The sequence below is a fragment of the Actinoplanes sp. NPDC051475 genome, from assembly GCF_040689425.1.
Taxonomy (GTDB): Bacteria; Actinomycetota; Actinomycetes; order Mycobacteriales; family Micromonosporaceae; genus Actinoplanes.
In genome coordinates this window covers 266,435-291,986 of sequence record NZ_JBFAZZ010000012.1, presented here as the reverse complement: position 1 = coordinate 291,986, position 25,552 = coordinate 266,435, and the positions used below count along the sequence as shown (strand labels likewise).

Here is a 25,552-nt window from a genome sequence, read left to right as displayed (position 1 = left end):
TGTCGGACTGATAGACCGGCGGCATGACCTCGATCGATCGACGCAGCCTGCTGCGGGCCGGCCTCGCCGGCGGTTTCCTGAGCGCTCTGCCCGCCGCGCCTGCCCTGGCGGGATGGAACGCGAGCCGTCCCGTCATCACCCACGGTGTGCAGACCGGCGACGCCACCGCCGAGTCGGCCCTCGTCTGGACCCGGTCGGACCGGCCCGGCCGGATGTGGGTCGAGGTGAGCCGTCGCCCGGGCGGGGGTGCCCGCCGCATCCGCGGCCCGGTGCTCACTCCGGACACCGACTTCACCGGCAAGGTGCGCCTGCGCGGCCTTCCGTCGGGTGAGCGCTTCTTCTATTCCGTACGCGTGGAGAGCCTGGACCGTCCCGGCCTGTGCAGCGAACCCGTACACGGAAAGCTGTCCACCGCCCCCACCCGGCGCCAGGACGTCTCGTTCGTCTGGACGGGCGACGTCGTCGGGCAGGGCTGGGGCATCGACCCGGCGTACGGTGGCTTGAAGATCTTCGAATCCATGCGTGCGCGGCGGCCGGACTTCCTCCTGCACAGCGGTGACACCGTCTATGCCGACGGGCCGCTGCCGACGCAGGTGACGCTGCCGGACGGCCGGATCTGGCGCAACCTCGTGACCGCGGAGAAGGCCAAGGTCGCCGAGACGCTGGCCGAGTATCGCGGGCAGTACGCGTACAACCTGCTCGACGACGCGTACAAGGCGTTCACCGCCGAGGTGCCGCAGGTCAATCAGTGGGACGACCACGAGGTGCTCAACAACTGGTATCCGGGCGAGATCCTCGACGATGCGCGCTACACCGAGAAGCGCGTCGACGTGCTGGCGGCCCGCGCGCACCAGGCGTACCACGAATGGGTGCCCCTCCCGGGCCAGGAAGGGCCGGTATACCGCAAGATCCCGTACGGGCCGCTGCTGGACGTCTTCGTGCTGGACATGCGCACCTTCAAGGACGTCAACGACGGCAACACGTACCCGGACCCGGACCGCGGCCTGCTCGGCACCGAGCAGCGGGAATGGCTGATCCGCGGCCTGCAGGGCTCGCGGGCGACCTGGAAGGTCATCGCGAACGACCTGCCGCTGGGGCTGGTCGTGCCGGACGGGCCGACCGCGCAGGAGGGTGTCGCGCAGGGTGACCCGGGCTCGCCGAAGGGCCGGGAGCTGGAGTTCGCCCAGGTGCTGCAGACGGCACACCGGGCCGGCGTGACAGGCATCGTGTTCCTGACGGCGGACGTGCACTACACCGCCGCCCACCACTACGACCCGGCGCGGGCGGCGGTCCAGGACTTCACGCCGTTCTGGGAGTTCGTGTCCGGTCCGGCCCATGCCGGCGCGTTCGGCCCGAACGCCCTGGACGGCACCTTCGGACCTGAGGCCAAGTTCGTGCACGCGCCGCCGGCGCCGAACGCCTCGCCGGCCGAGGGCTTCCAGCACTTCGGGGAGGTCCGCATCGACGGCCGGAGCGGTGATCTCCGGGTCGACCTGCGTGATCGTGACGGGGTGTCGCTCTGGACCACCACGCTGAATGCGCCCCGCCGGCGCTGAGGAACAAACGCGGGCCGGTATCGTTGTCTACTGCAGGCGTCGATCCGGCCATCACCGGGGAGCCTCCGGAAGAACAGACCCGTCACCAGGTCCCAGTAGAACCGGGCGGCACCGGCCCGCATCCCAGCCGGCGAATGAGCGGGCGGCCTCGCGGCCGTCAAGCGAGGTGGTACCGCGGGCCCCGACCGGCTCGTCCTCGCAGTCCACGTGACCTGCGAGGAGAGCGAACCACCGATGGCGTATCCCCAGCACACCGACGCCTCCGGCGTGCCCGCGAGCCCGGATCTGCCCGCCGTCGAGCGGGCCGTGCTCGAGCACTGGGCGTCCGACAAGACCTTCGAGGCCTCCGTCGACCAGCGTCCCGCCGGGCAGGACGGCAGCAACGAGTACGTCTTCTACGACGGCCCGCCGTTCGCCAACGGGCTGCCGCACTACGGGCACCTGTTCACCGGGTACGTGAAGGACGTCGTACCGCGCTACCAGACCATGCGCGGCAAGCGGGTCGAGCGCCGGTTCGGGTGGGACACCCACGGGCTGCCCGCCGAGGTGGAGGCCGAGAAGCAGCTCGGCATCAGCACCAAGGCGCAGATCCTCGAGCTGGGCGTCGACAAGTTCAACGACGCCTGCCGCACGTCCGTGCTGACCTACACCAAGGACTGGGAACGGTACGTCACCCGCCAGGCCCGCTGGGTCGACTTCGGCAACGACTACAAGACCCTCGACCCCAGTTACATGGAGTCGGTCATGTGGGCGTTCAAGACGCTGCACGACAAGGGCCTGGTCTACGAGGGCTTCCGGGTGCTCGCGTACTGCTTCCGGTGCGAGACGCCGCTGTCCAACACCGAGACGCGGATGGACGACGTCTACCGGGACCGGACCGACCCGGCGCTGACCGTCACGTTCAAGCTGGAGACCGGCGAGCGGATCGCGGTGTGGACCACGACGCCGTGGACGCTGCCGTCGAACCTCGCGCTCGCGGTCGGCCCGGACATCGAGTACGCGGTGCTGGAGAAGGACGGCGAGAAGCTGATCCTGGGTGCGGGCCGCGTCACGGCGTACACGAAAGAGCTCGAAGGTTTTGATCAGGTCGGGACCGTGCTGGGCCGGGAGCTGGCGGGGCGCCGGTACGAGCCGATGTTCGACTTCCTGGTGGAGCAGGCCGGGCCGAACGCGTTCCAGGTGCTGGCCGCCGACTACGTCAGTGACGAGGACGGCACCGGGGTCGTGCACCAGGCGCCCGCCTTCGGTGAGGACGACCAGAACGTCTGCAACGCGGCCGGCATCCCCACGATCGTGACCGTGGACGAGCACACCCGGTTCACCGCGCTGGTCGGCCCGTGGCAGGGCGTGCAGGTCTTCGACGCGAACAAGCCGATCATCGCCGACCTCAAGGGGCGCGGCCTGGTGCTGCGGCACGAGGGCTACACGCACTCGTACCCGCACTGCTGGCGCTGTGACACGCCGCTGGTCTACAAGGCCGTGTCGTCGTGGTTCGTGGCCGTCACGACGTTCCGGGACCGGATGGTCGAGCTGAACCAGGAGATCACCTGGACGCCCGGGCACATCAAGGACGGCTCGTTCGGCAAGTGGCTGGCCAACGCCCGGGACTGGTCGATCTCGCGGAACCGGTTCTGGGGCTCGCCGATCCCGGTGTGGAAGTCCGACGACCCGACCTACCCGCGGATCGACGTGTACGGCTCCTTCGAGGAGATGGAACGCGACTTCGGCGTGAAGGTCACCGACCTGCACCGCCCGTACGTGGACGAGCTGACCCGCCCGAACCCGGACGACCCGACCGGCAAGTCGACGATGCGCCGGGTGCCGGAGGTGCTCGACTGCTGGTTCGAGTCCGGGTCGATGCCGTTCGCGCAGGTGCACTACCCGTTCGAGAACAAGGACTGGTTCGAGCACCACTACCCGGGCGACTTCATCGTCGAGTACATCGGCCAGACCCGCGGCTGGTTCTACACGATGCACGTGCTGGCCACCGCGCTGTTCGACCGGCCGGCGTTCCGCAACTGCCTCAGCCACGGCATCCTGCAGGGCGAGGACGGGCGCAAGATGTCCAAGAGCCTGCGCAATTACCCGGACGTCTACCAGGTGTTCGACCAATACGGCTCGGACGCCATGCGCTGGATGCTCATGTCGTCTCCCGTCCTGCGCGGCGGCGACATGCCGGTCACCGAGACCGCGATCCGCGACTCGGTCCGGCAGGTGCTGCTGCCGCTCTGGAACGTCTGGTACTTCTTCAGCCTGTACGCGAACGCTTCGGGTCACACCGCGACGCTGCGGACCGACTCGTCGCACCTGCTGGACCGCTACATCCTGGCGAAGACGAACGAGCTGGTGGCCGACGTCCAGGCCAAGATGGACGAGTACGACATCTCGAGCGCGGCCGGCGCGGTGCGGGCGTACCTCGACGCGCTGACCAACTGGTACGTGCGCCGCTCCCGCGATCGCTTCTGGGCCGGCGACGCGGACGCCTTCGACACCCTGGCCACCGTCCTCGAGGTGCTGTGCCGGGTGGTGGCGCCGCTGGCCCCGCTGACCGCCGAGGAGATCTGGCGCGGGCTGACCGGCGGCCGTTCGGTGCACCTGACCGACTGGCCGCAGGCGGACGCCTTCCCGGCGGACCACGAACTCGTCGCCTCGATGGACGCGATCCGCGAGGTCGCCTCCGCGGCGCTGTCGCTGCGCAAGGCCCGGGCACTGCGGGTACGCCTGCCGCTGGCCAGGCTGACCGTGGCCACCCCGGACGCCGCGCGCCTGCGGGCGTTCCAAGACCTGCTCTCCGACGAGGTCAACGTGAAGGAGGTCGTGCTCTCCGACGATCTCACCGCGTACTCCCGGCAGGTTTTGACCGTGGTGCCGCGGGCCCTGGGGCCGCGCCTGGGCAAGCAGGTGCAGCAGGTCATCAAGGCCGTCAAGGCCGGCGACTGGGAGCTGGTCGAGGGCGCGCCGGTGGCCGCCGGCGTCGCCCTCCAGGAGGGCGAGTACGAGCTGAAGCTCGTCGCCGCCGACGTCGAGAACTCCGCGGCGCTGCCGGGGGACCGGGGTGTCGTCATGCTCGACACCGAGGTCACGCCCGCGCTCGCCGCCGAGGGCCTGGCCCGCGACGTCATCCGCGTCGTGCAGCAGGCGCGCCGGGACGCCGACCTGGACGTCTCGGACCGCATCGCGCTGACCGTCAGCGCCTCCGAGGCCGTGGTGGCCGCGATCGAGGCGCACCGCGGCTTCGTGGCCGCCGAGACGCTGGCCACCTCGCTCGGCTTCGGCGCGGTAGCCGAGGGCTTCGCGGGTGAGGTCGGCGAGGGTGACACGGTCACCGTTTCGGTGGTACGGGCCGGCTGAGCCGCCTCCGCCGGGTTCGGCATTTGCCGTCTTACGCGGTACCTGCCGAGCCCGGCACCCAAGATCAACGGGAGAATTCCCGCCGGCGTCGGATAATGTCCTACCGCCCCCCACTTTTCTTGCAGTCCCCGCCGGAGGAACACGTTGCCGCTGCTCTATTCGATCGGCAAAGTCACTGTCGGTAACGCGATGATGCTCGGCTGGCGACCCCGGGTCGAAGGCCTCGAGAACATCCCCGCCACCGGCGGCGCCATCTTCGCCGGCAACCACCTGTCCGTCGCCGACGAGCTGTTCCTCGGCGCGGTCGTGCCACGACACATCGCCTTCTGGGCCAAGTCCGAGTACTTCCAGGGCGGCGGCGTCGGCGGCACCATCACCAAGTTCATCATGCACGGACTCGGCGCGATCAGAGTCGAGCGCGGCGGCGGCCGGGCTGCGCTCACCGCGTTCGACGGCGCCATTCCGGTGCTCAAGGCCGGTGACATGGTCGCCGTCTACCCCGAGGGGACGCGTTCCCCGGACGGGCGGCTCTACCGCGGCCGCACCGGCGTCGCCCGGCTCGCCGTCGCCGCGGGCGTCCCGATCATCCCGGTCGGCATGCAGGGCACGGACGAGGTCCAGCCGATCGGCCAGCCGTACCCGAAGCCCGGCAAGGGCAGAGGCAAGGTCACGGTCAAGTTCGGCAAGCCCATCGAGACCACCGGCCGCGCCGACGACCGTACCGCGCTGCGTGCGCTGACCGACGAGGTCATGGCCGAGATCCAGAAGCTCACCGGCCAGGAGTACGTGCCGCGTTACGCCCCGCCGCGCGCCACCTAAGGCGCCCGGGGCCGGAGCACCGCCTCGCGCAGCACCCCGGTGAGCTCGGCGCTCTCCTCCACCGACCGGCGGGTCAGCAGCACGGTGGCCAGGCTGCCATGGTCGGCCCAGGCGCAGACGACGACCGCGGCGCCCCCGTTGCGGCCCACGCCGCAGCGCTCGTGCACGCCGGTCTCGCCCAGGTCGAACGTACGCACGTCCTCGATCGAGTACTTGGCGGACAGGTGCGCGAGCTCGGCCTCGACGTCGCTCTCCGGGGTCAGGCGTAGCCCGGTCGCGCCGAAGAGGGTGACCCGCTTGCCGTTGCCGTCGGCGTACATGCCGGCGAACACGTCGCCGGAGGAGACCAGGCTCGTGCCCTGCACCTGGTCGGCGAGGCGCTCGGTGGCCCGGCGGCCGGCGTCGTCGTCCCGCAGCTCCAGGTCGGCGACGGTCGGCGGCAGGACCGCCGAGACCGGATACTGCTGCGCGGCCGGCCAGAGGAAATACCCGGGTACGCCGCAGCAGCACAGCGCGCCGAGCACGGTGAAGACGAACAGCCGCCGACCCCAGCGGCGCTTCCGGCGCGGAGGTGCGGGTGGCGGGCGCAGCGCCTGGGGCGGGCCGGCGTGCGGCGGGCGCCAGGGTTGCGGTGCCGGCGGTCCGTTTCGTCTTTTCTTCGGGCTCTTTCCGGGCGGGGGCGGGGGCGGGGGGAGGGGCCGGGCCCGGTCGAAGTACGCCTGCGGGAGGGCGGGCGCCAGGGGTGCGGCCTGGCGGTGCGGTGGCGGTGCCGCTGGGCGCGGTTGGACGGGGAGCCGGTTGACCGGGGCGGGTGCCGGCTTGTCGCGGCGCTTGCGGCCCCAGCGGCGGCGGGGCTCGGCGTCCCTGGGCGCGGCGGGGGCCTGCGGTGCCGCGGCGGCGTGCGGAACGGCGGCGGCGTGCGGCGCGGCGGCGGGCTGCGGCGAGGTGGCGGGCTGCGGCGAGGTGGCGGCCCGCGGTGAGGCGGCGGGCTGCGGGGAAGTGGCGGGCTGCGGGGAGGCGGTGGCCTGCGGTGTCGACGGCGCCAGGCTGCTGGGCGGCTGCCCGCCGGCTGGTTGATCGATGCGGGTCGGCGGCATGGGCTGGTCGAGGCGCGTGGGCGGCAGGTGCTGCTCGACGCGGGTGGCCGGCAGGGGCTGGTCGATCCGGGTCGGCGGGACCGGCCGGTCCACGCGGGTCGGCGGCATCGCCTCCGGGAACGGCTCCAGGACGTCGATCGGGGTGTCCTGGTCGGCCCATGGGTCGACCGGCGGCGTGGCGGACCAGTCCTCGTCGTCCGCCCACGGGTCCACCGCCGGCGGCGGTTCGGCGGCCGGGGTGCGCTTGTTCCACCAGGACTTCTTCGGCGACGGCGGCGGGACGGCTGCCGAGCCGCTCCAGCGCTCCGGCACGTCCTTGGCCGCCGGGACGTCCCCGGTGACGGGCTCGGGCTCGCCGCCCGGGTCCACCTGGGCGGTGGGATCGGCCGGACCTGTCGAGCTCGCTGGACCTCGGTCGGCCGCCCGAGTCGGGTCCGGGCCGCGGTCCGTCCGAGTCGGGTCCGGGCCGCGGTCCGTCCGGGTCGGGTCCGGGCCGCGGTCCGTCCGAGTCGGGTCCGGGCCGCGGTCCGTCCGGGTCGGGTCCGGGCCGCGGTCCACCCGGGTCGGGTCCGGGCCGTTGTCCGCCCGGGTCGGAACCGGGGCGGCGCCGTCCACCCGGGTCGGGTCCGGGTGGGCGGCGGATGTGCCCGCGGCCGGGTCGCCCGGCTGCTGGTCGGTCATCCGTCGTCTCCTCCCACGGGGCGCTGCTTCACGCCAGGTTAGAGCGGCTCCGCCAGTGCGCCGGGCCGCTCATCGACGGCGATGGACCCGCCGGCGCGGTCCGGGCTCGGGCAGATCGTCGGCGAGAGACGGACAGAGGGGGCGATGTGTAGGACGGTGCGGAGTCGTATGGTGACCCGGTGGTGATCCGTAGATGAATCTGACTCAGAAACACGCGCTCACCGTGACGGGCCGCCCGGATGGACAGCCGGTGATGTTCGCGCACGGGTTCGGCTGCGACCAGAACATGTGGCGTTTCGTCGCGCCCGAGTTCGCCGGCACCCATCGCGTGGTGCTCTTCGATCATGTGGGTGCGGGGCGCTCGGATCTGCGGGCGTACGACGATCAGCGGTACTCGAGTCTCGAGGGGTACGCCTCGGACGTCCTCGAGATCCTGCACGACCTGGACCTGCGCGACGTGGTTTTCGTCGGGCACTCGGTCAGCGCGATGATCGGTGTGCTCGCCGCCATCCGTGAGCCCGATCGCTTCGCCAAGCTCGTGCTCGTGGGGCCGTCGCCGCGCTACATCGACGACGGGGACTACGTCGGCGGTTTCGGCAAGGCCGACATCGAGGCGATGCTCGAATCGCTGGACAGCAACTATCTCGGCTGGTCGAGCGCGATGGCCCCGGTCATCGTGGGCAATGCGGACCGGCCCGAGCTCGGCCAGGAGCTGACCCAGAGCTTCTGCGCCACCGATCCGGCGATCGCCAAGAAATTCGCGCGCGTCACCTTCCTCTCGGACAACCGGGCGGACCTGGCGAAACTGCGTACCCCTGCCTTGATCTTGCAGTGCGCGGACGATGTCATCGCGCCGTCGGTGGTCGGCGACTACGTGCACGAGCACCTCGAGGGGAGCACACTGGTGGCCATGAACGCGACCGGCCACTGTCCCAACCTGAGTGCACCCGCCGAGACGGTCGCGGCGATCAAGGCGTACCTCTGACCGACATGACGGAGAGCGGCAATGGCGGTCCGGACATGACGCAGGATCTGCGCGTGCCCTGGGACGAGGATCCGGGAGACCTGTACGAGCACGCGCCGTGCGGCTACCTGACCACGCTGCCGGACGGCACGATCGTGAAGGTCAACGAGACGTTCCTGGCGTGGACCGGGTACGACCGCAACGCCCTCGTCGGCCGGCGCCGCTTCCGGGACCTCCTCAGTCCCGGCGACAAGATCTACTACGAGACCCACTACGCGCCGATGCTGAGCATGCGGGACGACGTCCAGGAGTTCGCGTTCGAGCTGGTCCGCGCCGACGGCCGGCGCCTGCCGATCCTGGTCAACTCGGTTCTCGGCCGCGACCCCGCCGGACTGCCCAGGGCGGTCCGGACCATGGTCTTCAACGCCACCGAGCGCCGCGGGTACGAGCGGGAGCTGCTGGCCGCCCGGCACGCGGCCGAGGGCTCCGAGCAGCGGGTGCGCGCCCTGCAACAGGTCGTGGCGGATCTCGCGGCGGCGGCCACCGCGGTGGAGGTCGCCGAGGCAGTGGTGAGCGCTCCGGCCGCCGCGTTCGAGGCCGCCGGCGCCCAGGTGTGGCTCCTCGACCTGGACCGCGAACAGCTGGTCCCCCTGGCCGGCACCGACACGGAAGACGCCGTCCGCGACGACATCCCGCTCGCCTCCTCCCGTCCGGTCGCCCAGGTCGCCCGCCGGGGCGACCTGCATGTCATCGGCTCGGTGGAGGAGGCCGAGAAGCATTTCCCGGAGCTCGCCGTCACCATGCGCCGCACCGGCTTCCACACCGTCGTGCTGCTCCCCCTGACCGCCGGCTTCCCCGGTGAGAGCATCGGCGCCGACGTGCTCGGCGTGCTCAGCTTCGGCTTCACCGACAAGCGTGAGCTGACCGACAGCGAGCTGCGCGTGGTCCGGCTGCTCGGGCACCAGGCCGGGCAGGCACTGGACCGGGCCCGGCTGTACGACGACGCCCGCCGCCGCGAGGAACGGGCCACCTTCCTCGCCGAGACCACGCGGGTGCTCGACGAGGAGTCACGGCTCATGCCGCGGGCCCGCCGCCTGATCGAGCGGCTCGTGCCCGACGTGGCCGAGTGGGCCGCCGTACGCCTCCAGATCGGCCCGGCCGGGCTGCTTGCCGACGCCGGCGGTCCCGCGCCCGATGCCGACCGGCTCGCCGAGCGGGTCGCCCTGGTCGCCGCCAACGGCAAGGCCGAGCTGACCGACGGCGGCACCGACCCGGACTGTGCCGTGCTGCCGCTGACCGCCGGTGGCAGGGTCCTCGGCACGCTGGCGCTGCGGATGGCGCCCGGCCGGCGTACGGCCACCGCCGAGGCCGCGTTCCTGGGCGATCTGGCCGACCGGGCCGGACTGGCACTGGAGAACGCCCGCCTCTACGAGCAGGAGCGCGCCGTCGCGCGGACCCTGCAGCGCAGCCTGCTCGCCCACGACCTGCCGACCGACCCGCGCTTCGCCGTGGAGACGCACTACCAGGCCGCGGCCCTCGACATGGAGGTCGGCGGCGACTGGTTCGACGCCTTCCTGATCACCCCGGACAAGCTGGCCGTGGTCGTCGGCGACGTGGTCGGCCGGGGCATCGACGCGGCCACCACCATGGGCCAGCTGCGCAGCGCCATCCGGGCGCTGGCCTCGGCCGAGGCGGGCCCGGCGCGGCTGCTGGAACGGCTCGACCGCTTCGTCGACCGGGTCGAGTCGGCGCGCATGGCGACCGTCGCCTACGCCGAGGTCGACCTCACCACCAGCGAGATGACGTACGCCTGCGCCGGGCACCTCCCGCCGCTGCTGGCCGAGCCCGGCGGAGCGCCGCGCTACCTGTTCGACGGCCGCTCCGGCGCGCTGGGCTCGCGGGCCGGGCGCCGCCAGCGCCTCGAGCACCGCACCCACCTCGCGGCCGGCAGCCGGCTGTTGCTCTACACCGACGGGCTGATCGAGCGGCGCAACCGGCGCATCGACGCGGGCTTCGAGATGCTCGCCCGGGCGTACGCGAGCCGCCGTGACGCCCCGCTGCCGGGCCTGACCGCGGGGCTCGCGCACAGCCTGGTCGGCAGGGAACATGTCGACGACGTCTGCCTGCTCTGCCTGGCGATCGGCACCGAGGAGCGGCTGGAACGCGCGATCGGCGCGGACCCGATCCAGATCGCCCTGCTGCGCAAGGACATGCGCGGCTGGCTGGCGTCGCACGGCATCGACGAGGACACCACCCAGGCGGTGCTGCTGGCCTGCTCCGAGGCCGTCGCCAACGCCATCGAGCACGGCTACCGCAACGACCCTTTCGGTATCGTCGACGTCACCGCGGTCGTCTCCGCCGAGGCGATCGAGGTCAGGATCACCGACCGGGGCGACTGGCGGGTCCCGCAGGGCGACGAGGTGCGCGGCCGTGGCCTTCGGCTCATCCACCAGACGATGGACGAGGTCACCTTCGACCGTACGGACGGCACCACGGTGACCATGCGCCGAGCGCGCCCGGAGGGACGATGACCGATCGGTGGGTGACCTTCGCCAGCCTCGGTGAGGCGGAGGTCGTCCGGCTGGCCGGTGAGATCGACCTGGCGAACGCCCCGGAGATCGGGCGCGAGATCTTCCGGCACGCCGACGGAGCCTCCGCCATGGTCATCGACCTGACCGCGGTCTCGTTCCTGGACAGCGCGGGGGTGCGGCTCCTCGACGCCCTCGTCGGCGATCTCGACGCCGCGGGCACCCGGATCAAGCTGGTGGTGGGGGAGACCGGCCCTGCCCGGATGACCCTGGAGCTCTGTGCGTTCCGGGAGGACCTGCTGGCCACCGACCTCGACAGGGCCGCAAAGGAATTGAGCATCTAGCCCGCGTACCCTGGAGACCCATGAGCGTCTCTTCGGTCTTCCCGCAGCTCGAGCAGCTGCTGCCTCGGGTCAGCAAGCCGATCCAGTACGTGGGCGGCGAGCTCGGTGCCGTCGTCAAGGACTGGGACGCCACCACCGTCCGGTGGGCGCTGATGTATCCCGACGCCTACGAGGTGGGCCTGCCCAACCAGGGCGTGCAGATCCTGTACGAGGTGCTCAACGAGCAGCCCGACGTGCTGGCCGAGCGGACGTACGCGGTCTGGCCCGACCTCGAGGCGCTGATGAAGGAGCAGGGCGTCCCGCAGTTCACGGTCGACGCCCATCGCCCGGTCCGCGCGTTCGACGTGCTCGGGCTGTCGTTCGCCACTGAGCTCTGCTACACCAACATGCTCTCCGCGCTCGACCTGGCCGGCATCCCGCTGAACAGCGCCGACCGGGGCGACGAGGACCCGATCGTGCTGGCCGGCGGCCACGCCTCGTTCAACCCCGAGCCGATCGCCGACTTCATCGACGCCGCGGTGCTGGGCGACGGTGAGGAGGCGGTGCTCGAGATCACGGGCATCATCCGGGAGTGGAAGGCCGCCGGTTCGCCGGGCGGTCGGGACGAGCTGCTGCTGCGCCTGGCGCGTACGGAGAGCATCTACGTGCCGCGCTTCTACGACGTCGACTACCTCCCGGACGGGCGGATCCGGCGTGTCGTGCCGAACCGTCCGGACGTGCCGTTCCGGGTGGCCAAGCGCACGACCATGGACCTGGACGCCTGGCCGTACCCGAAGAAGCCGCTGGTCCCGCTCGCCGAGACGGTCCACGAGCGGTACGCGGTCGAGATCTTCCGCGGCTGCACCCGGGGCTGCCGGTTCTGCCAGGCCGGCATGATCACCCGTCCGGTGCGGGAGCGGTCGATCACCACGGTGGGCCAGATGGTGAGGGAGGGGCTGGAGTTCTCCGGCTTCTCCGAGGTCGGCCTGCTCTCGCTCTCCAGCGCGGACCACTCCGAGATCGGCGACATGTGCTCCGGGCTCGCCCAGCAGTACGCGGACACCAACGTCTCGCTGTCGCTGCCGTCGACCCGGGTGGACGCGTTCAACATCGACCTGGCCCAGGAGCTGTCCCGCAACGGGCGCCGCACCGGCCTCACGTTCGCGCCGGAGGGCGGCTCGGAGCGGATTCGCAAGGTCATCAACAAGATGGTGACCAAGGAGGACCTGATCCGGACGGTCGTCACCGCGTACTCCAACGGGTGGCGGCAGGTGAAGCTGTACTTCATGTGCGGCCTGCCCACCGAGACCGACGAGGACGTGCTCGAGATCGCGCAGATGGCGCACGAGGTGATCCGGGCCGGCCGGGCCGCCGCGGGCACCAAGGACATCCGCTGCACGGTGTCGATCGGCGGGTTCGTGCCCAAGCCGCACACCCCGTTCCAGTGGGCGCCGATGGCGCGCCCGGAGGTCATCGACAACCGCCTCAAGATGCTCAAGCAGGAGATCAACAGCGACCGCTCCCTGGGCCGCGCGATCGGCTACCGCTACCACGACGGCGAGCCGTCGCTGATCGAGGGCCTGCTCTCGCGCGGCGACCGCCGGGTCGGCAAGGTCATCCGGAGCGTCTGGGACAAGGGCGGGCGTTTCGACGGCTGGTCCGAGCACTTCTCGTACGCCCGCTGGGTCGAGGCGTGCACGGAGGTCCTCCCGGAGTTCGGCGTCGACCTGGACTGGTACACCACCCGCGAGCGTGACCAGCTCGAGGTGTTGCCCTGGGACCACCTGGACTCCGGCCTCGACAAGGACTGGCTCTGGCAGGACTGGCAGGACTCCCTGAGCGAGTACGAGCAGGACGACTGCCGCTGGACGCCGTGCTTCGACTGCGGCGTCTGCCCGTCGATGGACACCGAGATCCAGATCGGTCCCACCGGCAAGAAGCTGCTTCCCCTGACCCCGGTCACCCGGGTACCTGTCTAGGAGTCCGTCATTCCCAAGAACCAGCCGGTCGGCGGTCAGGCCCCGGTCGTCCAGCGCATCCGCCTTCGGTACGCGAAGCGAGGCCCGCTGCGCTTCACCTCGCACCGGGACTTCGCCCGGGCGTTCGAGCGGGCGTTGCGGCGGGCGGGCGTACCCATCGCCTTCTCCCAGGGCTTCACCCCGCACCCCAAGATCTCGTATGCGAGCGCCGCGCCGACCGGTGTCGGCAGCGAGGCGGAGTACCTGGAGATCGGCCTGCAGGCCGAGGCCGACCCGGACGCCCTGCGCGCGGCCCTGGACGCGGCGCTGTCGCCCGGCCTGGACGTGCTGGACGCGGTCGTCGCCGGCGAGGGCAGCCTGGCCGACCGGATCGACGCGTCGCGCTGGCGGATCGAGCTTCCCGACGTCGACCCGGAGGTTGCGGAGAAGGCCGTCGAAGCCTTCCTCGCCGCCGACGAGGTGCTGGTCGAGCGCATGACGAAGCAGGGGCGGCGCTCGTTCGACGCCCGAAAAGCAGTTGCGTCCTTCGCTGTCAGCAAGGAGTCTGCCGCACCTTCCGGGGCCGCGGCGGCACGGTGTGCGATAATCGACCTTGTCGTGCGGCAGGTCACTCCCGCCGTACGGCCCGATGACGTCATGTCCGGCCTGCGCGTGGTGGCCGGCCTGGAGCCGCCGGTGCCCCCTCGGGTGACCCGGCTGGCCCAGGGCTCGCTCACCTCGCAGGGGAAGATCGTCGATCCGTTGGAAGCGGATCGCGAGGACGCACCCATCGGAGGGCGCTAGCCGGTTCGGTCGGCGCCCGCGTTGGCAGACTTCGGAAGCCCGGCCGGCACACGGCCGGGACCGAAAAACTTGCGGCGACCCTGCGTGGCAGCGCTTACCCGCGCCCGGGGCCGCCAGAACTGGAGAGCGCCCCATGCTCGATAACGAGCCACAGGGCGGTGAACGGGAAGAGGCCACCACACCTCGGACCGTCGATGCCGCCGAGACCACTACCCCTGTGCGTCGCACGAGGGCTCCGCGCCGCAAGGCCGCCGCACCGGCTGCTGTGCCGGTCGACGCGCCGGGCGCCGAGCCCGGTGCTGCCGACGAAACGGCGAATGCGATCGACGCGGCCGCGGCCGCCGACGCGCCCGCCGCTCCGGTGAAGGCGACCCGCAGCCGAGCGCGGAAGAAGGCCGCCCCGGCCGCGGCCGCCCCGGACCCCTCCGCTGCCGCGGAGAGCCCGCTGAGTGACGATGAGCCCGCTGCTCCGGTCAAGGCGACGCGCAGCCGGGCCCGGAAGAAGGCCGCCCCCGCGGCGGCCGCTCCCGCTCCGGCCGAGCCGGCGCCTGCGCCGGTTGTCGAGGAGCCCTCGGCTGAAGAAGAGGTCGAGGAAGAGGCCGAAGACGCCACCCTCTCCGGTGTGCCGGTGATCGGTGTGCTGCCGCTCGACGACGACCTCGTCGAGGAGAAGCCCGCCCCGCGTCGTGGCCGCAAGGCCGCGCTGCCTCCCGCCGTACTGTTCATGCCGCCCGAGCCCGACGCCGAGCCCGCCCCCGCCCCGCGCCGCAGCCGGCGTGGCACGGCCGCCGAGCCGGTCGCCGCGGAGCCGGTGGCCGAGATCACCGAGGCGCCGGCCGAGCCGGCGGCCGCCACCGTGGCCGAGGAGCCCGCCGAGGGTCCGCGCAAGAGCCGGCGCCGCCGCCGGGGCGCCGCCGCGGAAACCGACGAGGCTCCCGCCGCCGAGATCACCGAGCAGCCCGTGCTCGAGGAGCCGGACGAGAGCGCGGACGACATCGAGGACGGCGCCGAGGACGAGGACGAGGACGAGGCCAGCGCTCGCCGCCGTCGCCGGCGGGGACGCCGGGGCCGCGGCCGGGGCAAGGGCCCGACCGACGAAGGCGACGAGTCCTCCGAGGCGGGCACCGGCGAGGCCGAGGAGGCCGCCGAGGCCGAGGGCGACGACGAGGACGCCGAGGAGGGCGACGGGGTCACCCGCCGGCGCCGGCGCCGGCGTCGCAAGGGCTCCGGGGACGCCGAGACCGGCGGCGTCGAGGACGGCGTGCACACCGTCGTGCGGGTACGCGAGCCGCGCCGCAGCGACGAGGTGCAGGGCGTCTCCGGCTCCACCCGCCTCGAGGCGAAGCGGCAGCGCCGGCGCGACGGCCGGGAGCAGCGGCGTACCCGGCCGCCGATCCTGAGCGAGTCGGAGTTCCTGGCCCGCCGCGAGGCCGTCGACCGGGTCATGGTCGTACGGCAGAAGCCCGACCGGCTCCAGATCGGCGTGCTCGAGGACGGCGTCCTGGTCGAGCACTACGTGTCGCGGACGACGTCCGGGACCATGGTCGGCAACGTCTACCTGGGCAAGGTGCAGAACGTGCTGCCCAGCATGGAGGCGGCGTTCGTCGACGTGGGCCGGGGCCGCAACGCCGTGCTCTACGCCGGCGAGGTCAACTGGGACGCCACCGGGCTGGAGGGCCGGTCCCGCTCGATCGAGCAGGCGCTGCGCTCCGGCGACTCGGTGCTGGTCCAGGTCACCAAGGACCCGATGGGGCACAAGGGCGCCCGGCTGAGCAGCCACATCGCGCTCTCCGGCCGGCACCTGGTCTACGTCCCGAACGGCAACGCCTCGGGCATCAGCCGCAAGCTTCCCGACAACGAGCGCAAGCGGCTGCGCGACGTCCTGAAGAAGCTCGTGCCGGACGGTGCCGGCGTGATCGTGCGGACCGCCGCCGAGGGTGCCAGCGAGGACGAGCTGGCCCGCGACGTCAAGCGGCTGCAGGCGCAGTGGGAGGACATCCAGGCGAAGGCTGCCGAGGGCAACGCGCCGCGCCCGCTCTCGGAGGAGCCCGACCTGGTCATCCGGGTGGTCCGGGACCTCTTCAACGAGGACTTCCGCGAGCTGATCGTGCAGGGCGACCAGGCGTACGGGGAGATCGAGAACTACCTCGAGTCGGTCTCGCCGGATCTGGTCGAGCGCCTGCACCGGCACACCGGCGCCAACGACGTCTTCGCCGAGAAGCGCATCGACGAGCAGATCCTCAAGGGTCTCGACAAGAAGGTGTTCCTGCCCTCCGGCGGCCACCTGGTGATCGACCGCACCGAGGCGATGACGGTGGTCGACGTCAACACCGGCAAGTACACCGGTGCGGGCGGCAACCTCGAGGAGACGGTCACCCGCAACAACCTCGAGGCGGCCGAGGAGATCGTGCGGCAGCTGCGCCTGCGCGACCTGGGCGGCATCGTGGTGATCGACTTCATCGACATGGTGCTGGAGAGCAACCGCGACCTGGTGCTGCGCCGGCTCACCGAGTGCCTGGGCCGGGACCGGACCAAGCACCAGGTCACCGAGATCACCTCGCTGGGCCTGGTCCAGATGACCCGCAAGCGGATCGGCGCGGGGCTGCTCGAGGCGTTCAGCGAGACGTGTGAGCACTGCAAGGGCCGTGGCGTGGTCACACACACCGAGCCGGTGCCGGAGAAGCGCTCGTCCGGCGCGGCCACCCAGGTCAAGGCCGTCGCCGCGGCGGCGCGGGTCGAGGCCCCGGCGCTGCCCGCCAAGTCCCGGCGTCGCCGGGGCGGCGGGGGCGAGCAGGCCCCGGCCGAGTCCTCGACGCCCGAACACCTTGTGGAGGACCCGGCGGCGGACACCGCCGGGCTGCCCCCGTCCGTCCCGGCGGTCGTCACGCCCCAGGGCTCGGGTGTCATCACGCCGGCCGCTTCGCCGATCGCGGCGAACGACGACGATGACGACTACGACATCAGCGGGTACGACCTCTCGCGGTACGACGACGGCACGTCGTACCCGGCCGAGCCGCTGCAGCTGACCGGGTCGGACGACCCGGACGCGGCCGACGAGGACGAGGACGAGGACGAGGACGAGAACGACGACGAGCCGGTCGGGGCCGGAACCGGCGCCCGGCGGCGCTCGCGGCGCGGCGGGTCCCGGCGGCGCACCCGCCCCTGAGAAAACGCGCGATCCGGGCGGTCCCGGCAGGTAACTCCTGCTGGGGCCGCCCGCTCCATGTCCGGTGATCGATGTCGGCTACCCTGCTTCACCATGCGACGCCTGCTCTGCGCGACCGCTCTGAGCGGCGCCCTCCTGCTCGGTGCGTGCTCGACCGACAAGTCCGCCGGCACCCCGGCCGGCACCACCCCGGCGGCCGGAGCCGGCAGTTCCGCGGCCGCGGCGCTCGCCCCGGCCGCATCCTCGGACCCCGCCGGCGGCGACGCAGCGCTGAAGGGGAACACCGAGGCGATCTGCACCCAGGCCGCGAAGACCGGTGGTGACAGCGCCAAGAACTTCGCCCAGGACCTCAAGCTGCTCATCGACGCGGAGTCGGCGCAGGACCAGGACGCGGTGGCGAAGGCCAAGGAGAAGACCAGCCGGGACGTGGAGAACTACTCCTTCGCGCTAGCCGACATGGCGAAGCTCGCCTCCGACCCGGAGCTGAAGAAGGCGCTCGCCGCAATGGGCAAGCAGGTCTCGGCGCTCAAGGGTGACGTGCGCAAGCTCGACGCGGCGAAGCTGGAGGGGCTGCAGGAGACGCTGGCCAAGGCGTGCGGCACCGCGTGAGCGTCTCCCCGGTTTGGGTCGCGCCCGTGCTATGAAGTAGGCTATCTGTCGGCGCTTTTTCGAGGCGCCATGTCCCTGTGCGTAGTGATCCCTGTGTGTAGTGATCCTGTGAGTGACTCAGTGATGTGCGGCGCCGGGGCCGAGTTCCATCCGCCAAGCAGCGATGTTCCGCTGCGTAAGTCTCAGGGAGTCCGCGTCCATGTACGCGATCGTCAAGACCGGCGGCAAGCAGTACAAGGTTGCCGAGGGCGACGTGATCGAGGTCGAAAAGCTCGCGGGTGTGCCCGGCGACTCGCTGACGCTCGCCGCGGTCCTCCTCGTCGACGGTGACAACCTGGTGACCGACGCGGCCAAGCTTGCCAAGGTGAAGGTGTCCGGCGAGATCGCCGAGCACACCAAGGGTCCGAAGATCCGGATCCACAAGTTCAAGAACAAGACCGGCTACCACAAGCGCCAGGGGCACCGTCAGCCGCTGACCCGCGTCAAGGTGACCGGCATCTCCAGCGGGAAGTAGGGACGAACCGCCATGGCTCACAAAAAGGGTGCATCCAGCTCGCGGAACGGCCGTGACTCCGCCGCTCAGCGGCTCGGGGTGAAGCGGTTCGGCGGCCAGCTGGTCAACGCCGGCGAGATCATCGTCCGGCAGCGCGGCACGAAGTTCCACCCGGGCGACCTGGTCGGCCGCGGTGGCGACGACACGCTGTTCGCGCTCGCCGCGGGCAACGTGCTCTTCGGTCACAAGCGTGGCCGCAAGACCATCAGCATCGTGCCGGTCGCGGCCGAGTAACACCGGTCGCTCACGCAGCGTCTCAGCGGGCCGTGGACCTTCCGGGGTCCGCGGCCCGCTGTCTTTGTTCCAATTCAGCAGTGGGAGTACCGAAGTGGCTACGTTCGTCGACCGGGTCGTGCTGCACCTGCAGGCAGGTGACGGCGGGCACGGCTGTGTCTCCGTACGCCGGGAGAAGTTCAAGCCGCTCGGCGGCCCCGACGGCGGCAACGGCGGGCACGGCGGTGGTATCAGCCTCGTCGTCGACCCGCAGCAGCACACGCTGCTCGACTTCCACTTCCGCCCGCACGTCAAGGCGCAGAACGGCGTCGGCGGGATGGGCGACAACCGCGACGGTGCCAACGGCGGCGACCTCGTCGTGAAGGTCCCCGACGGCACGGTCGTGCAGACCCCCGACGGCGAGGTCATTGCCGACCTCGTCGGCGCCGGCACCACCTTCGAGGTGGCCCGCGGCGGCCGCGGCGGGCGCGGCAACGCATCGCTGGCCAACACCCGCCGCAAGGTGCCCGGCTTCGCCGAACTGGGCGAGCCCGGCGAGCACGTCGACGTGGTGCTCGAGCTCAAGAGCGTCGCCGACGTCGGCCTGGTGGGCTTCCCGTCGGCCGGCAAGTCCTCGCTGATCTCGGTGATCTCCGCGGCCAAGCCGAAGATCGCCGACTACCCGTTCACCACGCTGGTGCCGAACCTCGGCGTGGTGCAGGCCGGCGACCACACCTTCACGGTCGCGGACGTGCCGGGGCTGATCCCGGGCGCTGCCACGGGCAAGGGGCTCGGCCTGGAGTTCCTGCGGCACATCGAGCGCACCTCGGTGCTGGTCCACGTCCTCGACTCGGCGGCGCTGGAGATCGAGCGCGACCCGGTCGCCGACCTGGAGGCCATCGAGGCGGAGCTGTCCGCGTACGGGGGGCTGGAGGACCGGCCCCGCATGGTGGTGCTGAACAAGATCGACATCCCGGACGGGCGCGACCTCGCGGAGATGGTCCGCCCCGACCTCGAGGCGCGCGGCTACCAGGTCTTCGAGGTCAGCGCGGTCACCCGGGAAGGGCTCAAGGAGTTCACGTACGCCCTGGCCGAGGCCGTCGCCGCCAACCGCCTCGCGGCCCCGGTGGTCGAGCCGACCCGGGCCGTCGTCCGGCCCCGCGCGGTCGACGAGAAGGGCTTCACGATCGAGCAGGACGCCGACGGCGTGTACGTGGTCCGCGGCATCCAGGTCGAGCGCTGGATCCGCCAGACCAACTTCGACAACGACGAGGCCATCGGCTACCTCGGCGACCGGCTGGAGCGCATCGGCGTCGAGGCGGCGCTGGCCAAGAAGGGCGCGCAGCCCGGCGACCCGGTGCGCATCGCCGACCGCGAGTTCGACTGGCACCCCAACACCGGCGACTACGTCTCGGGACCGCGCGGCACGGATGCCCGGCTCGAGGACGACGCAAACCGGGCGTCGGCCGCCCAGCGCCTGGCGGCCCGCAAGGGCCGCCGTGTCCGCTCGGACGACGAGCTGCTGCACATGAGCGAGGACGGCACGGTATCCACGGTCTCCATGGCCGCCAAGCCGGTCCTGGTCACCGACGACGACGGCGAGGACGCCGACGACCAGTGATGGCTTCCCGTCCAAGTCCCCGCAACCTGCGGGAAACGGACGGGATCTAGGGTGACGACCATGGTGATCGAGTCCCGCAGCGCCACGGATCCCGAGCTGGCCACGTTGCTCGTCGCGCAGCAGCGTGAGCTGGCCGAGGCCGACGGCGGGCAGGACGGTCAGGTCTACCCGATGCACGACGACGTCTCGTACCTCGTCGCGGTCGTCGACGGGCGGGCCGTGGCGTGTGGCGCGTGGCAGGCCCTCGGGCCGGGCATGGCCGAGCTGAAGCGCATGTACGTGCGCCCCGCGTTCCGGGGCCGTGGCATCGCCCGCCAGCTGGTCGTGGCGCTGGAAGCGGAGGCTCTGGCGGAGGGACGGCCGGTGCTGCGCCTGGAAACCGGCACGTACCTGCCCGCCGCCATCGCCCTCTACCGCTCCGCGGGATACACGCCGATTCCCGTGTACGGCGAGTACGTGGGCAACCCGTACAGCGTCTGCTTCGAGAAGTCCCTGGCACTCACGACCCACTGACCGCGACGGTGTCCTCGACACCGGATTCCCGGGGCGGGGTGCCTGCCGAGCGAAGTGAGGCCATGTAACAGTGGTCCTCATGCCTAGCTTGACCCGCGCCGAGGCGAACGCCCGGGCCGCCACCGTCACCGTCACCGGATACGACATCGCGCTCGACCTCACCGGCGAAGGTGACACCTTCCGTTCCCGTACGGTGCTCACCTTCGGCGCAGAGCCCGGCAGCGACACCTTCGTCGAGCTGGAGCCCGTGACCCTGCTCTCCGCCACGCTCAACGGCGCTGCGCTCGACCCGTCCGCCCTGGCCGCCGAGCGGCTGACGCTGACCGGTCTCGGCGCCGACAACGAGCTGGTGGTCGAGGGCGAGATGCGCTACTCGAACACCGGCGAGGGGCTGCACCGCTTTGTCGACCCCGCCGACGACCGGGTCTATCTGTACGCGCACATGTTCCTCGACGGCGCCCGCCGGATCTTCCCCTGTTTCGACCAGCCCGACCTCAAGGCGCCGGTCACGCTGAGCGTCACCGCGCCCGACGGCTGGCTGGTGGCGGCGAACGGGGAGCAGGCGGGTGAAGTGGACGGGGGCAGGTGGCGGTTCGCGCCGACCAAGCCGCTGGCGACGTACTTCATCTCGCTGATCGCGGGGCCGTACCACGCCCGGACCGACGAGCACGACGGCATCCCGCTGGCCCTCTACTGCCGGCAGGCGCTGGCCGAGCACCTCGACGAGCAGGCCGACGAGCTGTTCACCATCACCAAGCAGTGCCTCGACCGCTACCACGAGATCTTCGACGTCCGGTACCCCTTCGGGCACTACCAGCAGGCGTTCGTGCCCGAGTTCAACTTCGGCGCGATGGAGAACCCCGGCGTGGTGGTCTTCCGCGACGAGTTCATCTACCGCTCCGCGGTCACCGACGCCGAGCGCGAGCAGCGGGCCATGGTGATCGCGCATGAGATGGCCCACCAGTGGTTCGGCGATCTGGTGACCATGGCGTGGTGGGACGACCTGTGGCTGAACGAGTCGTTCGCCGAGTACCTCGGCACGAGGATCACGGCCGAGGCGACCCGCTTCACCGGGACCTGGACGACGTTCGCGATGCAGCGCAAGGCCTGGGGTATGCGCGCCGACCAACGCCCCTCGACGCACCCGGTGGCGCCGAGCGACGTCGACGACACCGCCCTCGCGCTGCTCAACTTCGACGGCATCTCGTACGCCAAGGGCGCCGCCGTGCTCCGGCAGCTGGTCGCGTACGTCGGGGACAAGGCGTTCCTGGCCGGGCTCAACGATCACTTCGCGGCACACGCGTACGGGAACGCGACCCTGGCCGACCTGCTCGCCGCCGTGTCCCGGTCGAGCGGCCTGGACCTGAGCTCCTGGGCCGAGCTGTGGCTGCGCCGCGCCCAGCTCAACACCCTGCGGGCCGAGGTCGAGCGCACCGGCGACGGCCGGTACGCGCAGGTCGTGATCGTGCAGACCGCCCCGGACGAGCACCCGACGCTGCGCCCGCACAAGCTGTGTCTCGGCCTCTACGACCATGGCGCCGACGGGGTGGTCACCCGGCGCCGGCTCGTCGAGGTGGACGTGGATCCGCACGCGGACGGCGGCCGTACCCTCGTAGCCGAGCTGGCCGGTGAGCCCGCCGCGGACCTGCTCCTCGTCAACGACAGCGACCTCACGTACGCGAAGGTCCGCCTCGATCCGGCGTCGGCCGGCGCCGTACCGTTGATCCTGCCGTTGCTGGACGACTCGCTGGCGCGGGCCCTGCTCTGGGGGGCGACCCTCGATGCCGTCATCGACGGCGAACGTCCGGTGGCGGAGCTGGTGACGCTGGTGCTCGCCGCGCTGCCGGCCGAGCGCGAGGTGGCCGTCGTCGAAGACGTCCTGCGGATGACCCGCGGCCTGGTGGACCGCTACCCGGCGCCGGAGACCCGGCCGGCCGCGCTCGAGCTGGTCGCGCAGGCTTGCGACCGGCTGGTCGCCGTCGCCGAGCCGGGCAGCTCGCTGCAGCTCGCGGGGGTGCGGGGGCTGATCGGTGCCGGCATCGATACGGTACGGCTGGCAGGCTGGCTGGAGGGCGAGAACGTGCCCGCCGGGGTGGCCGTGGACGCGGACCTGCGCTGGCTCATCCTGTACCGCCTGGTGGTGCTCGGCGCCGCCGGGTCCGAGCGGATCGAGGCCGAGCTCGCCGCGGACCGCAGCGCCTTCGGTGAGCAATGGGCGGCGCGGTGCCGGGCGGCGCTGCCGGACGCGGGGGCCAAGGCGCGGGCCTGGAAGCTGATCACCGAGGATCTGGACGCCTCCAACCGCATCCTGGACGCCACCGCGCAGGGCTTCTGGCAGCCGGAGCAGCTCGACCTCGTCACCCCGTACGCCGAGCGTTACTTCACCGACATCCCGGCGATGCTCCAGCGCCGCCCGGGCATGAGTGGGGAGCGGGTGGCTGTCACGGCGTACCCGTCGGTGGTGGTCGCCGAGCGCACCCGGCAGCTGGCAGCGGAGCTGCTCGCGGAGCCCGGGATCTCCTCGATCGTGCGCCGCGTGGTGATGGACGGCGACGACGACGTGCGCCGCGCGCTGCGGGCCCGGGGATAGGCGATTTCGCCCCTTACTGCGCGTAGGAGCCGATAGCCTCGCAGTACGGGGGGTGAGCGGTGGAATGGTCCGAGGAGCTGTCCAGCGGCCTGCTGCAGGCCGCTCCGGACGCGATCGTGGTCATGGACGAGGGCCGCATCGTGCTCGTCAACGACCGCGCCGAGGAGATCTTCGGGTGGCCGCGCGCCGAGCTGCTGGGCAAGCACGCCCACGTGCTGCTCACCGACGGTGCCCGGGATACCTTCCCCGAGGAGCTCAAGCTCAGCGGTAAGGAGCGCCCGCCGGGCCCGGTGGGTACGGTCGCCCTCCAGGTCCGCCGCCGGGACGGCTCCGAGTTCCCCGCCGAGGCGTCGCTCGCCGTCGCGGGGCTCCCCGGCGGCCGGGTCGCCGTGGCCGTCGTCCGCGACGTGACGGAGCGTCACCAGCTCATGGCCGAGGCGCACAGCCACCGCAGCCAGCGCCTCGAGGCGCTCGGGCAGCTCGCGGGGGGCATCGCGCACGACTTCAACAACCTGCTCGGCGTGATCGTCAACTACGCGAACTTCGTGATCGAGGAGGCCGAGTCGCCGACCCCGGACGTCGCCACGATCGCGGCCGACGCCCGCCAGGTCATCAAGGCGGGTGAGCGCGGTACGGGCCTGACCCACCAGCTGCTCAAGTTCGCCCGGCGCGAGGTGATCCGGCCGCAGGTGCTGGACCTCAACGAGGTCGTCGCGGAGGTCGAGGGGCTGCTGCGGCGCTCGATCGGCGAGCACATCTCGCTCATCACCCGCCCCGCCGCGTCCCTGCCGCCGGTCACCTGCGATCCCGGTCAGATCGAGCAGCTGCTGGTGAACCTCGCCGTCAACGCCCGGGACGCGATGCCCTCGGGCGGCAACCTGGTGATCGACACGGCGAACTCGCACCTCTCGCCCGGTGAGCACGCGGAGCTGGCATCCGGTGACTACGTACGGCTGCGGGTCAGCGACTCCGGCCGCGGGATGTCGCCGGAGGTGATCGAGCGGGCCTTCGAGCCGTTCTTCACGACCAAGCCCAACCACGAGGCGACCGGGCTGGGGCTGGCGACGGTCTATGGCATCGTCACGCAGGCCGGCGGCAGCGTGAGCCTCACGTCCGAGCCGGGGCTGGGCACCACCGTCACCGTGCTGCTGCCCGTGTCGCAGGGGACGGAGGCGGAACCCGAATCGGCGAACGAGCCCGCGGACACCGGGGGGCATGGCGAGACGCTGCTCGTCGTGGAGGATGAGGCGGCCCTGCGCGACGTGGCCGGGCGCATCCTCTCCGGCGCCGGCTACCGCGTGCTCGCGGCCGACGGCGGCACCGAGGCGCTGCGGCTCGCGGCGCTCCACGAGGGCGCCATCGACCTGCTGGTCAGCGACGTCGTGATGCCCGGCATGCTGGGCAAGGAGCTGGCCGAGCGGCTCTCCGACGTCCGGCCCGACACGCGGGTGCTCTACATGTCCGGGTACGCCCAGCCGGTCCTCGCCTCGCAGGGCACGCTCGACCCGGGCGTGGCCCTGCTCGAGAAGCCCTTCACCGCCGAGGACCTGCTGGCCGCGGTCCGAAAACGGCTCGACGGCTGACGTCGCCTAGGATTCGCCGATGCAGCGGCGGCGACGGATCGGCATCATGGGCGGCACGTTCGACCCGATCCACCACGGTCACCTGGTGGCGGCGAGCGAGGTGCAGAGCCGCTTCGACCTGGACGAAGTGGTGTTCGTGCCGACCGGCCAACCCTGGCAGAAGGGTACGGTCAGCTCCGCCGAGGACCGCTACCTGATGACGGTCATCGCGACCGCCTCCAACCCGCGCTTCCACGTGAGCCGGGCCGACATCGACCGCGACGGCCCCACGTACACGGTCGACACGCTGCGCGACCTGAACGCGGTCTACGGGCCGGACACGGAGCTCTTCTTCATCACCGGCGCCGACGCGCTCGCACGGATCCTGTCGTGGAAGGACGCGCTCGAGATGCTCTCGCTGGCGCATTTCGTCGGGGTCACCCGGCCCGGCTTCGAGCTGTCCGACGCGCACCTGCCGGCCGACACGGTGACGCTGGTGGAGGTCCCGGCGATGGCCATCTCGTCGAGCGACTGCCGGGACCGCGTGGCCAAGGGGCACCCGGTCTGGTACCTCGTACCCGATGGTGTGGTGCAGTACATCGCGAAGCGGAAACTCTATCGGGACCGATGACCGCTTACGGGCT

The 25,552-nt window shown here is 71.7% G+C and carries 18 protein-coding genes; 17 read left to right on the top strand and 1 reads right to left on the bottom strand.

The features are described 5' to 3' along the window. The first annotated feature begins 23 nt into the window (after positions 1–23). From AB0368_RS25185 to AB0368_RS25175, 3 genes are all read left to right on the top strand, one after another. Positions 24–1,556: an alkaline phosphatase D family protein gene (locus AB0368_RS25185; RefSeq protein ID WP_366156405.1), complete on the top strand. Its 1,533-nt coding sequence runs from the start codon at positions 24–26 to the stop codon at positions 1,554–1,556. A 234-nt stretch (positions 1,557–1,790) separates the two neighbouring features. Continuing rightward, positions 1,791–4,907: an isoleucine--tRNA ligase gene (ileS, locus tag AB0368_RS25180; protein ID WP_366156404.1), complete on the top strand. Its 3,117-nt coding sequence runs from the start codon at positions 1,791–1,793 to the stop codon at positions 4,905–4,907. 144 nt (positions 4,908–5,051) lie between these two features. Then, positions 5,052–5,726, top strand: coding sequence for a lysophospholipid acyltransferase family protein (locus AB0368_RS25175; protein WP_366156403.1), 675 nt, complete (start codon positions 5,052–5,054; stop codon positions 5,724–5,726). Here AB0368_RS25175 and AB0368_RS25170 read toward each other — a convergent pair. Next, complete coding sequence (locus AB0368_RS25170) at positions 5,723–7,504, bottom strand: hypothetical protein (RefSeq protein WP_366156402.1); 1,782 nt, start codon at positions 7,502–7,504, stop codon at positions 5,723–5,725. The genes AB0368_RS25175 and AB0368_RS25170 overlap by 4 nt on opposite strands. A gap of 193 nt (positions 7,505–7,697) precedes the next feature. Here AB0368_RS25170 and AB0368_RS25165 point away from each other — a divergent pair, with 193 nt between their 5' ends. From AB0368_RS25165 to nadD, 14 genes are all read left to right on the top strand, one after another. Further along, complete coding sequence (locus tag AB0368_RS25165; RefSeq protein WP_366156401.1) at positions 7,698–8,489, top strand: alpha/beta hydrolase; 792 nt, start codon at positions 7,698–7,700, stop codon at positions 8,487–8,489. 35 nt (positions 8,490–8,524) lie between these two features. Continuing rightward, positions 8,525–10,999 (top strand): SpoIIE family protein phosphatase, encoded by a 2,475-nt coding sequence (locus tag AB0368_RS25160; protein ID WP_366156400.1) that lies wholly within the window; start codon positions 8,525–8,527, stop codon positions 10,997–10,999. Beyond that, positions 10,996–11,340 (top strand): STAS domain-containing protein, encoded by a 345-nt coding sequence (locus tag AB0368_RS25155; RefSeq protein ID WP_366156399.1) that lies wholly within the window; start codon positions 10,996–10,998, stop codon positions 11,338–11,340. The genes AB0368_RS25160 and AB0368_RS25155 overlap by 4 nt, the downstream gene beginning before the upstream one ends. Before the next feature lie 20 nt (positions 11,341–11,360). Further along, positions 11,361–13,298 carry a TIGR03960 family B12-binding radical SAM protein gene (locus AB0368_RS25150; RefSeq protein ID WP_366156398.1) on the top strand — a complete coding sequence of 646 codons (1,938 nt, stop codon included), beginning with the start codon at positions 11,361–11,363 and terminating at the stop codon, positions 13,296–13,298. Between the two features lie 57 nt (positions 13,299–13,355). Further along, positions 13,356–14,081 carry a TIGR03936 family radical SAM-associated protein gene (locus AB0368_RS25145; RefSeq protein WP_366156422.1) on the top strand — a complete coding sequence of 242 codons (726 nt, stop codon included), beginning with the start codon at positions 13,356–13,358 and terminating at the stop codon, positions 14,079–14,081. Between the two features lie 133 nt (positions 14,082–14,214). Continuing rightward, positions 14,215–17,247 carry an Rne/Rng family ribonuclease gene (locus AB0368_RS25140; protein WP_366156397.1) on the top strand — a complete coding sequence of 1,011 codons (3,033 nt, stop codon included), beginning with the start codon at positions 14,215–14,217 and terminating at the stop codon, positions 17,245–17,247. Positions 17,248–17,340: 93 nt separating this feature from the next. Further along, positions 17,341–17,856, top strand: a complete 516-nt coding sequence (locus AB0368_RS25135) for a hypothetical protein (RefSeq protein ID WP_366156396.1) — start codon at positions 17,341–17,343, stop codon at positions 17,854–17,856. Between the two features lie 199 nt (positions 17,857–18,055). Further along, complete coding sequence (gene rplU / locus AB0368_RS25130; protein WP_366156395.1) at positions 18,056–18,370, top strand: 50S ribosomal protein L21; 315 nt, start codon at positions 18,056–18,058, stop codon at positions 18,368–18,370. A gap of 12 nt (positions 18,371–18,382) precedes the next feature. Beyond that, positions 18,383–18,643 carry a 50S ribosomal protein L27 gene (rpmA, locus tag AB0368_RS25125; RefSeq protein WP_364165661.1) on the top strand — a complete coding sequence of 87 codons (261 nt, stop codon included), beginning with the start codon at positions 18,383–18,385 and terminating at the stop codon, positions 18,641–18,643. A 94-nt stretch (positions 18,644–18,737) separates the two neighbouring features. After that, entirely contained in the window at positions 18,738–20,243 is a 1,506-nt protein-coding gene (obgE, locus tag AB0368_RS25120; RefSeq protein ID WP_366156394.1) for a GTPase ObgE, read from the top strand. Positions 20,244–20,303: 60 nt separating this feature from the next. After that, positions 20,304–20,756, top strand: a complete 453-nt coding sequence (locus tag AB0368_RS25115; RefSeq protein ID WP_366156393.1) for a GNAT family N-acetyltransferase — start codon at positions 20,304–20,306, stop codon at positions 20,754–20,756. A 79-nt stretch (positions 20,757–20,835) separates the two neighbouring features. Then, positions 20,836–23,346: an aminopeptidase N gene (pepN, locus tag AB0368_RS25110; protein WP_366156392.1), complete on the top strand. Its 2,511-nt coding sequence runs from the start codon at positions 20,836–20,838 to the stop codon at positions 23,344–23,346. 59 nt (positions 23,347–23,405) lie between these two features. Continuing rightward, positions 23,406–24,929, top strand: a complete 1,524-nt coding sequence (locus AB0368_RS25105; RefSeq protein WP_366156391.1) for an ATP-binding protein — start codon at positions 23,406–23,408, stop codon at positions 24,927–24,929. Between the two features lie 19 nt (positions 24,930–24,948). After that, positions 24,949–25,539: a nicotinate-nucleotide adenylyltransferase gene (nadD, locus tag AB0368_RS25100; protein WP_366156390.1), complete on the top strand. Its 591-nt coding sequence runs from the start codon at positions 24,949–24,951 to the stop codon at positions 25,537–25,539. Positions 25,540–25,552: the final 13 nt, after the last annotated feature.

What these genes read in the sequence shown, in the direction of transcription:
- AB0368_RS25185 (WP_366156405.1), top strand. Translation starts at nt 24, where the DNA reads ATGACCTCGATCGATCGACGCAGCCTGCTGCGGGCCGGCCTCGCCGGC.
- ileS (WP_366156404.1), top strand. Translation starts at nt 1,791, where the DNA reads ATGGCGTATCCCCAGCACACCGACGCCTCCGGCGTGCCCGCGAGCCCG.
- AB0368_RS25170 (WP_366156402.1), bottom strand. Translation starts at nt 7,504, where the DNA reads ATGACCGACCAGCAGCCGGGCGACCCGGCCGCGGGCACATCCGCCGCC.
- AB0368_RS25165 (WP_366156401.1), top strand. Translation starts at nt 7,698, where the DNA reads ATGAATCTGACTCAGAAACACGCGCTCACCGTGACGGGCCGCCCGGAT.
- AB0368_RS25160 (WP_366156400.1), top strand. Translation starts at nt 8,525, where the DNA reads ATGACGCAGGATCTGCGCGTGCCCTGGGACGAGGATCCGGGAGACCTG.
- AB0368_RS25155 (WP_366156399.1), top strand. Translation starts at nt 10,996, where the DNA reads ATGACCGATCGGTGGGTGACCTTCGCCAGCCTCGGTGAGGCGGAGGTC.
- AB0368_RS25150 (WP_366156398.1), top strand. Translation starts at nt 11,361, where the DNA reads ATGAGCGTCTCTTCGGTCTTCCCGCAGCTCGAGCAGCTGCTGCCTCGG.
- AB0368_RS25140 (WP_366156397.1), top strand. Translation starts at nt 14,215, where the DNA reads ATGCTCGATAACGAGCCACAGGGCGGTGAACGGGAAGAGGCCACCACA.
- AB0368_RS25135 (WP_366156396.1), top strand. Translation starts at nt 17,341, where the DNA reads ATGCGACGCCTGCTCTGCGCGACCGCTCTGAGCGGCGCCCTCCTGCTC.
- rplU (WP_366156395.1), top strand. Translation starts at nt 18,056, where the DNA reads ATGTACGCGATCGTCAAGACCGGCGGCAAGCAGTACAAGGTTGCCGAG.
- rpmA (WP_364165661.1), top strand. Translation starts at nt 18,383, where the DNA reads ATGGCTCACAAAAAGGGTGCATCCAGCTCGCGGAACGGCCGTGACTCC.
- AB0368_RS25115 (WP_366156393.1), top strand. Translation starts at nt 20,304, where the DNA reads ATGGTGATCGAGTCCCGCAGCGCCACGGATCCCGAGCTGGCCACGTTG.
- pepN (WP_366156392.1), top strand. Translation starts at nt 20,836, where the DNA reads ATGCCTAGCTTGACCCGCGCCGAGGCGAACGCCCGGGCCGCCACCGTC.
- nadD (WP_366156390.1), top strand. Translation starts at nt 24,949, where the DNA reads ATGCAGCGGCGGCGACGGATCGGCATCATGGGCGGCACGTTCGACCCG.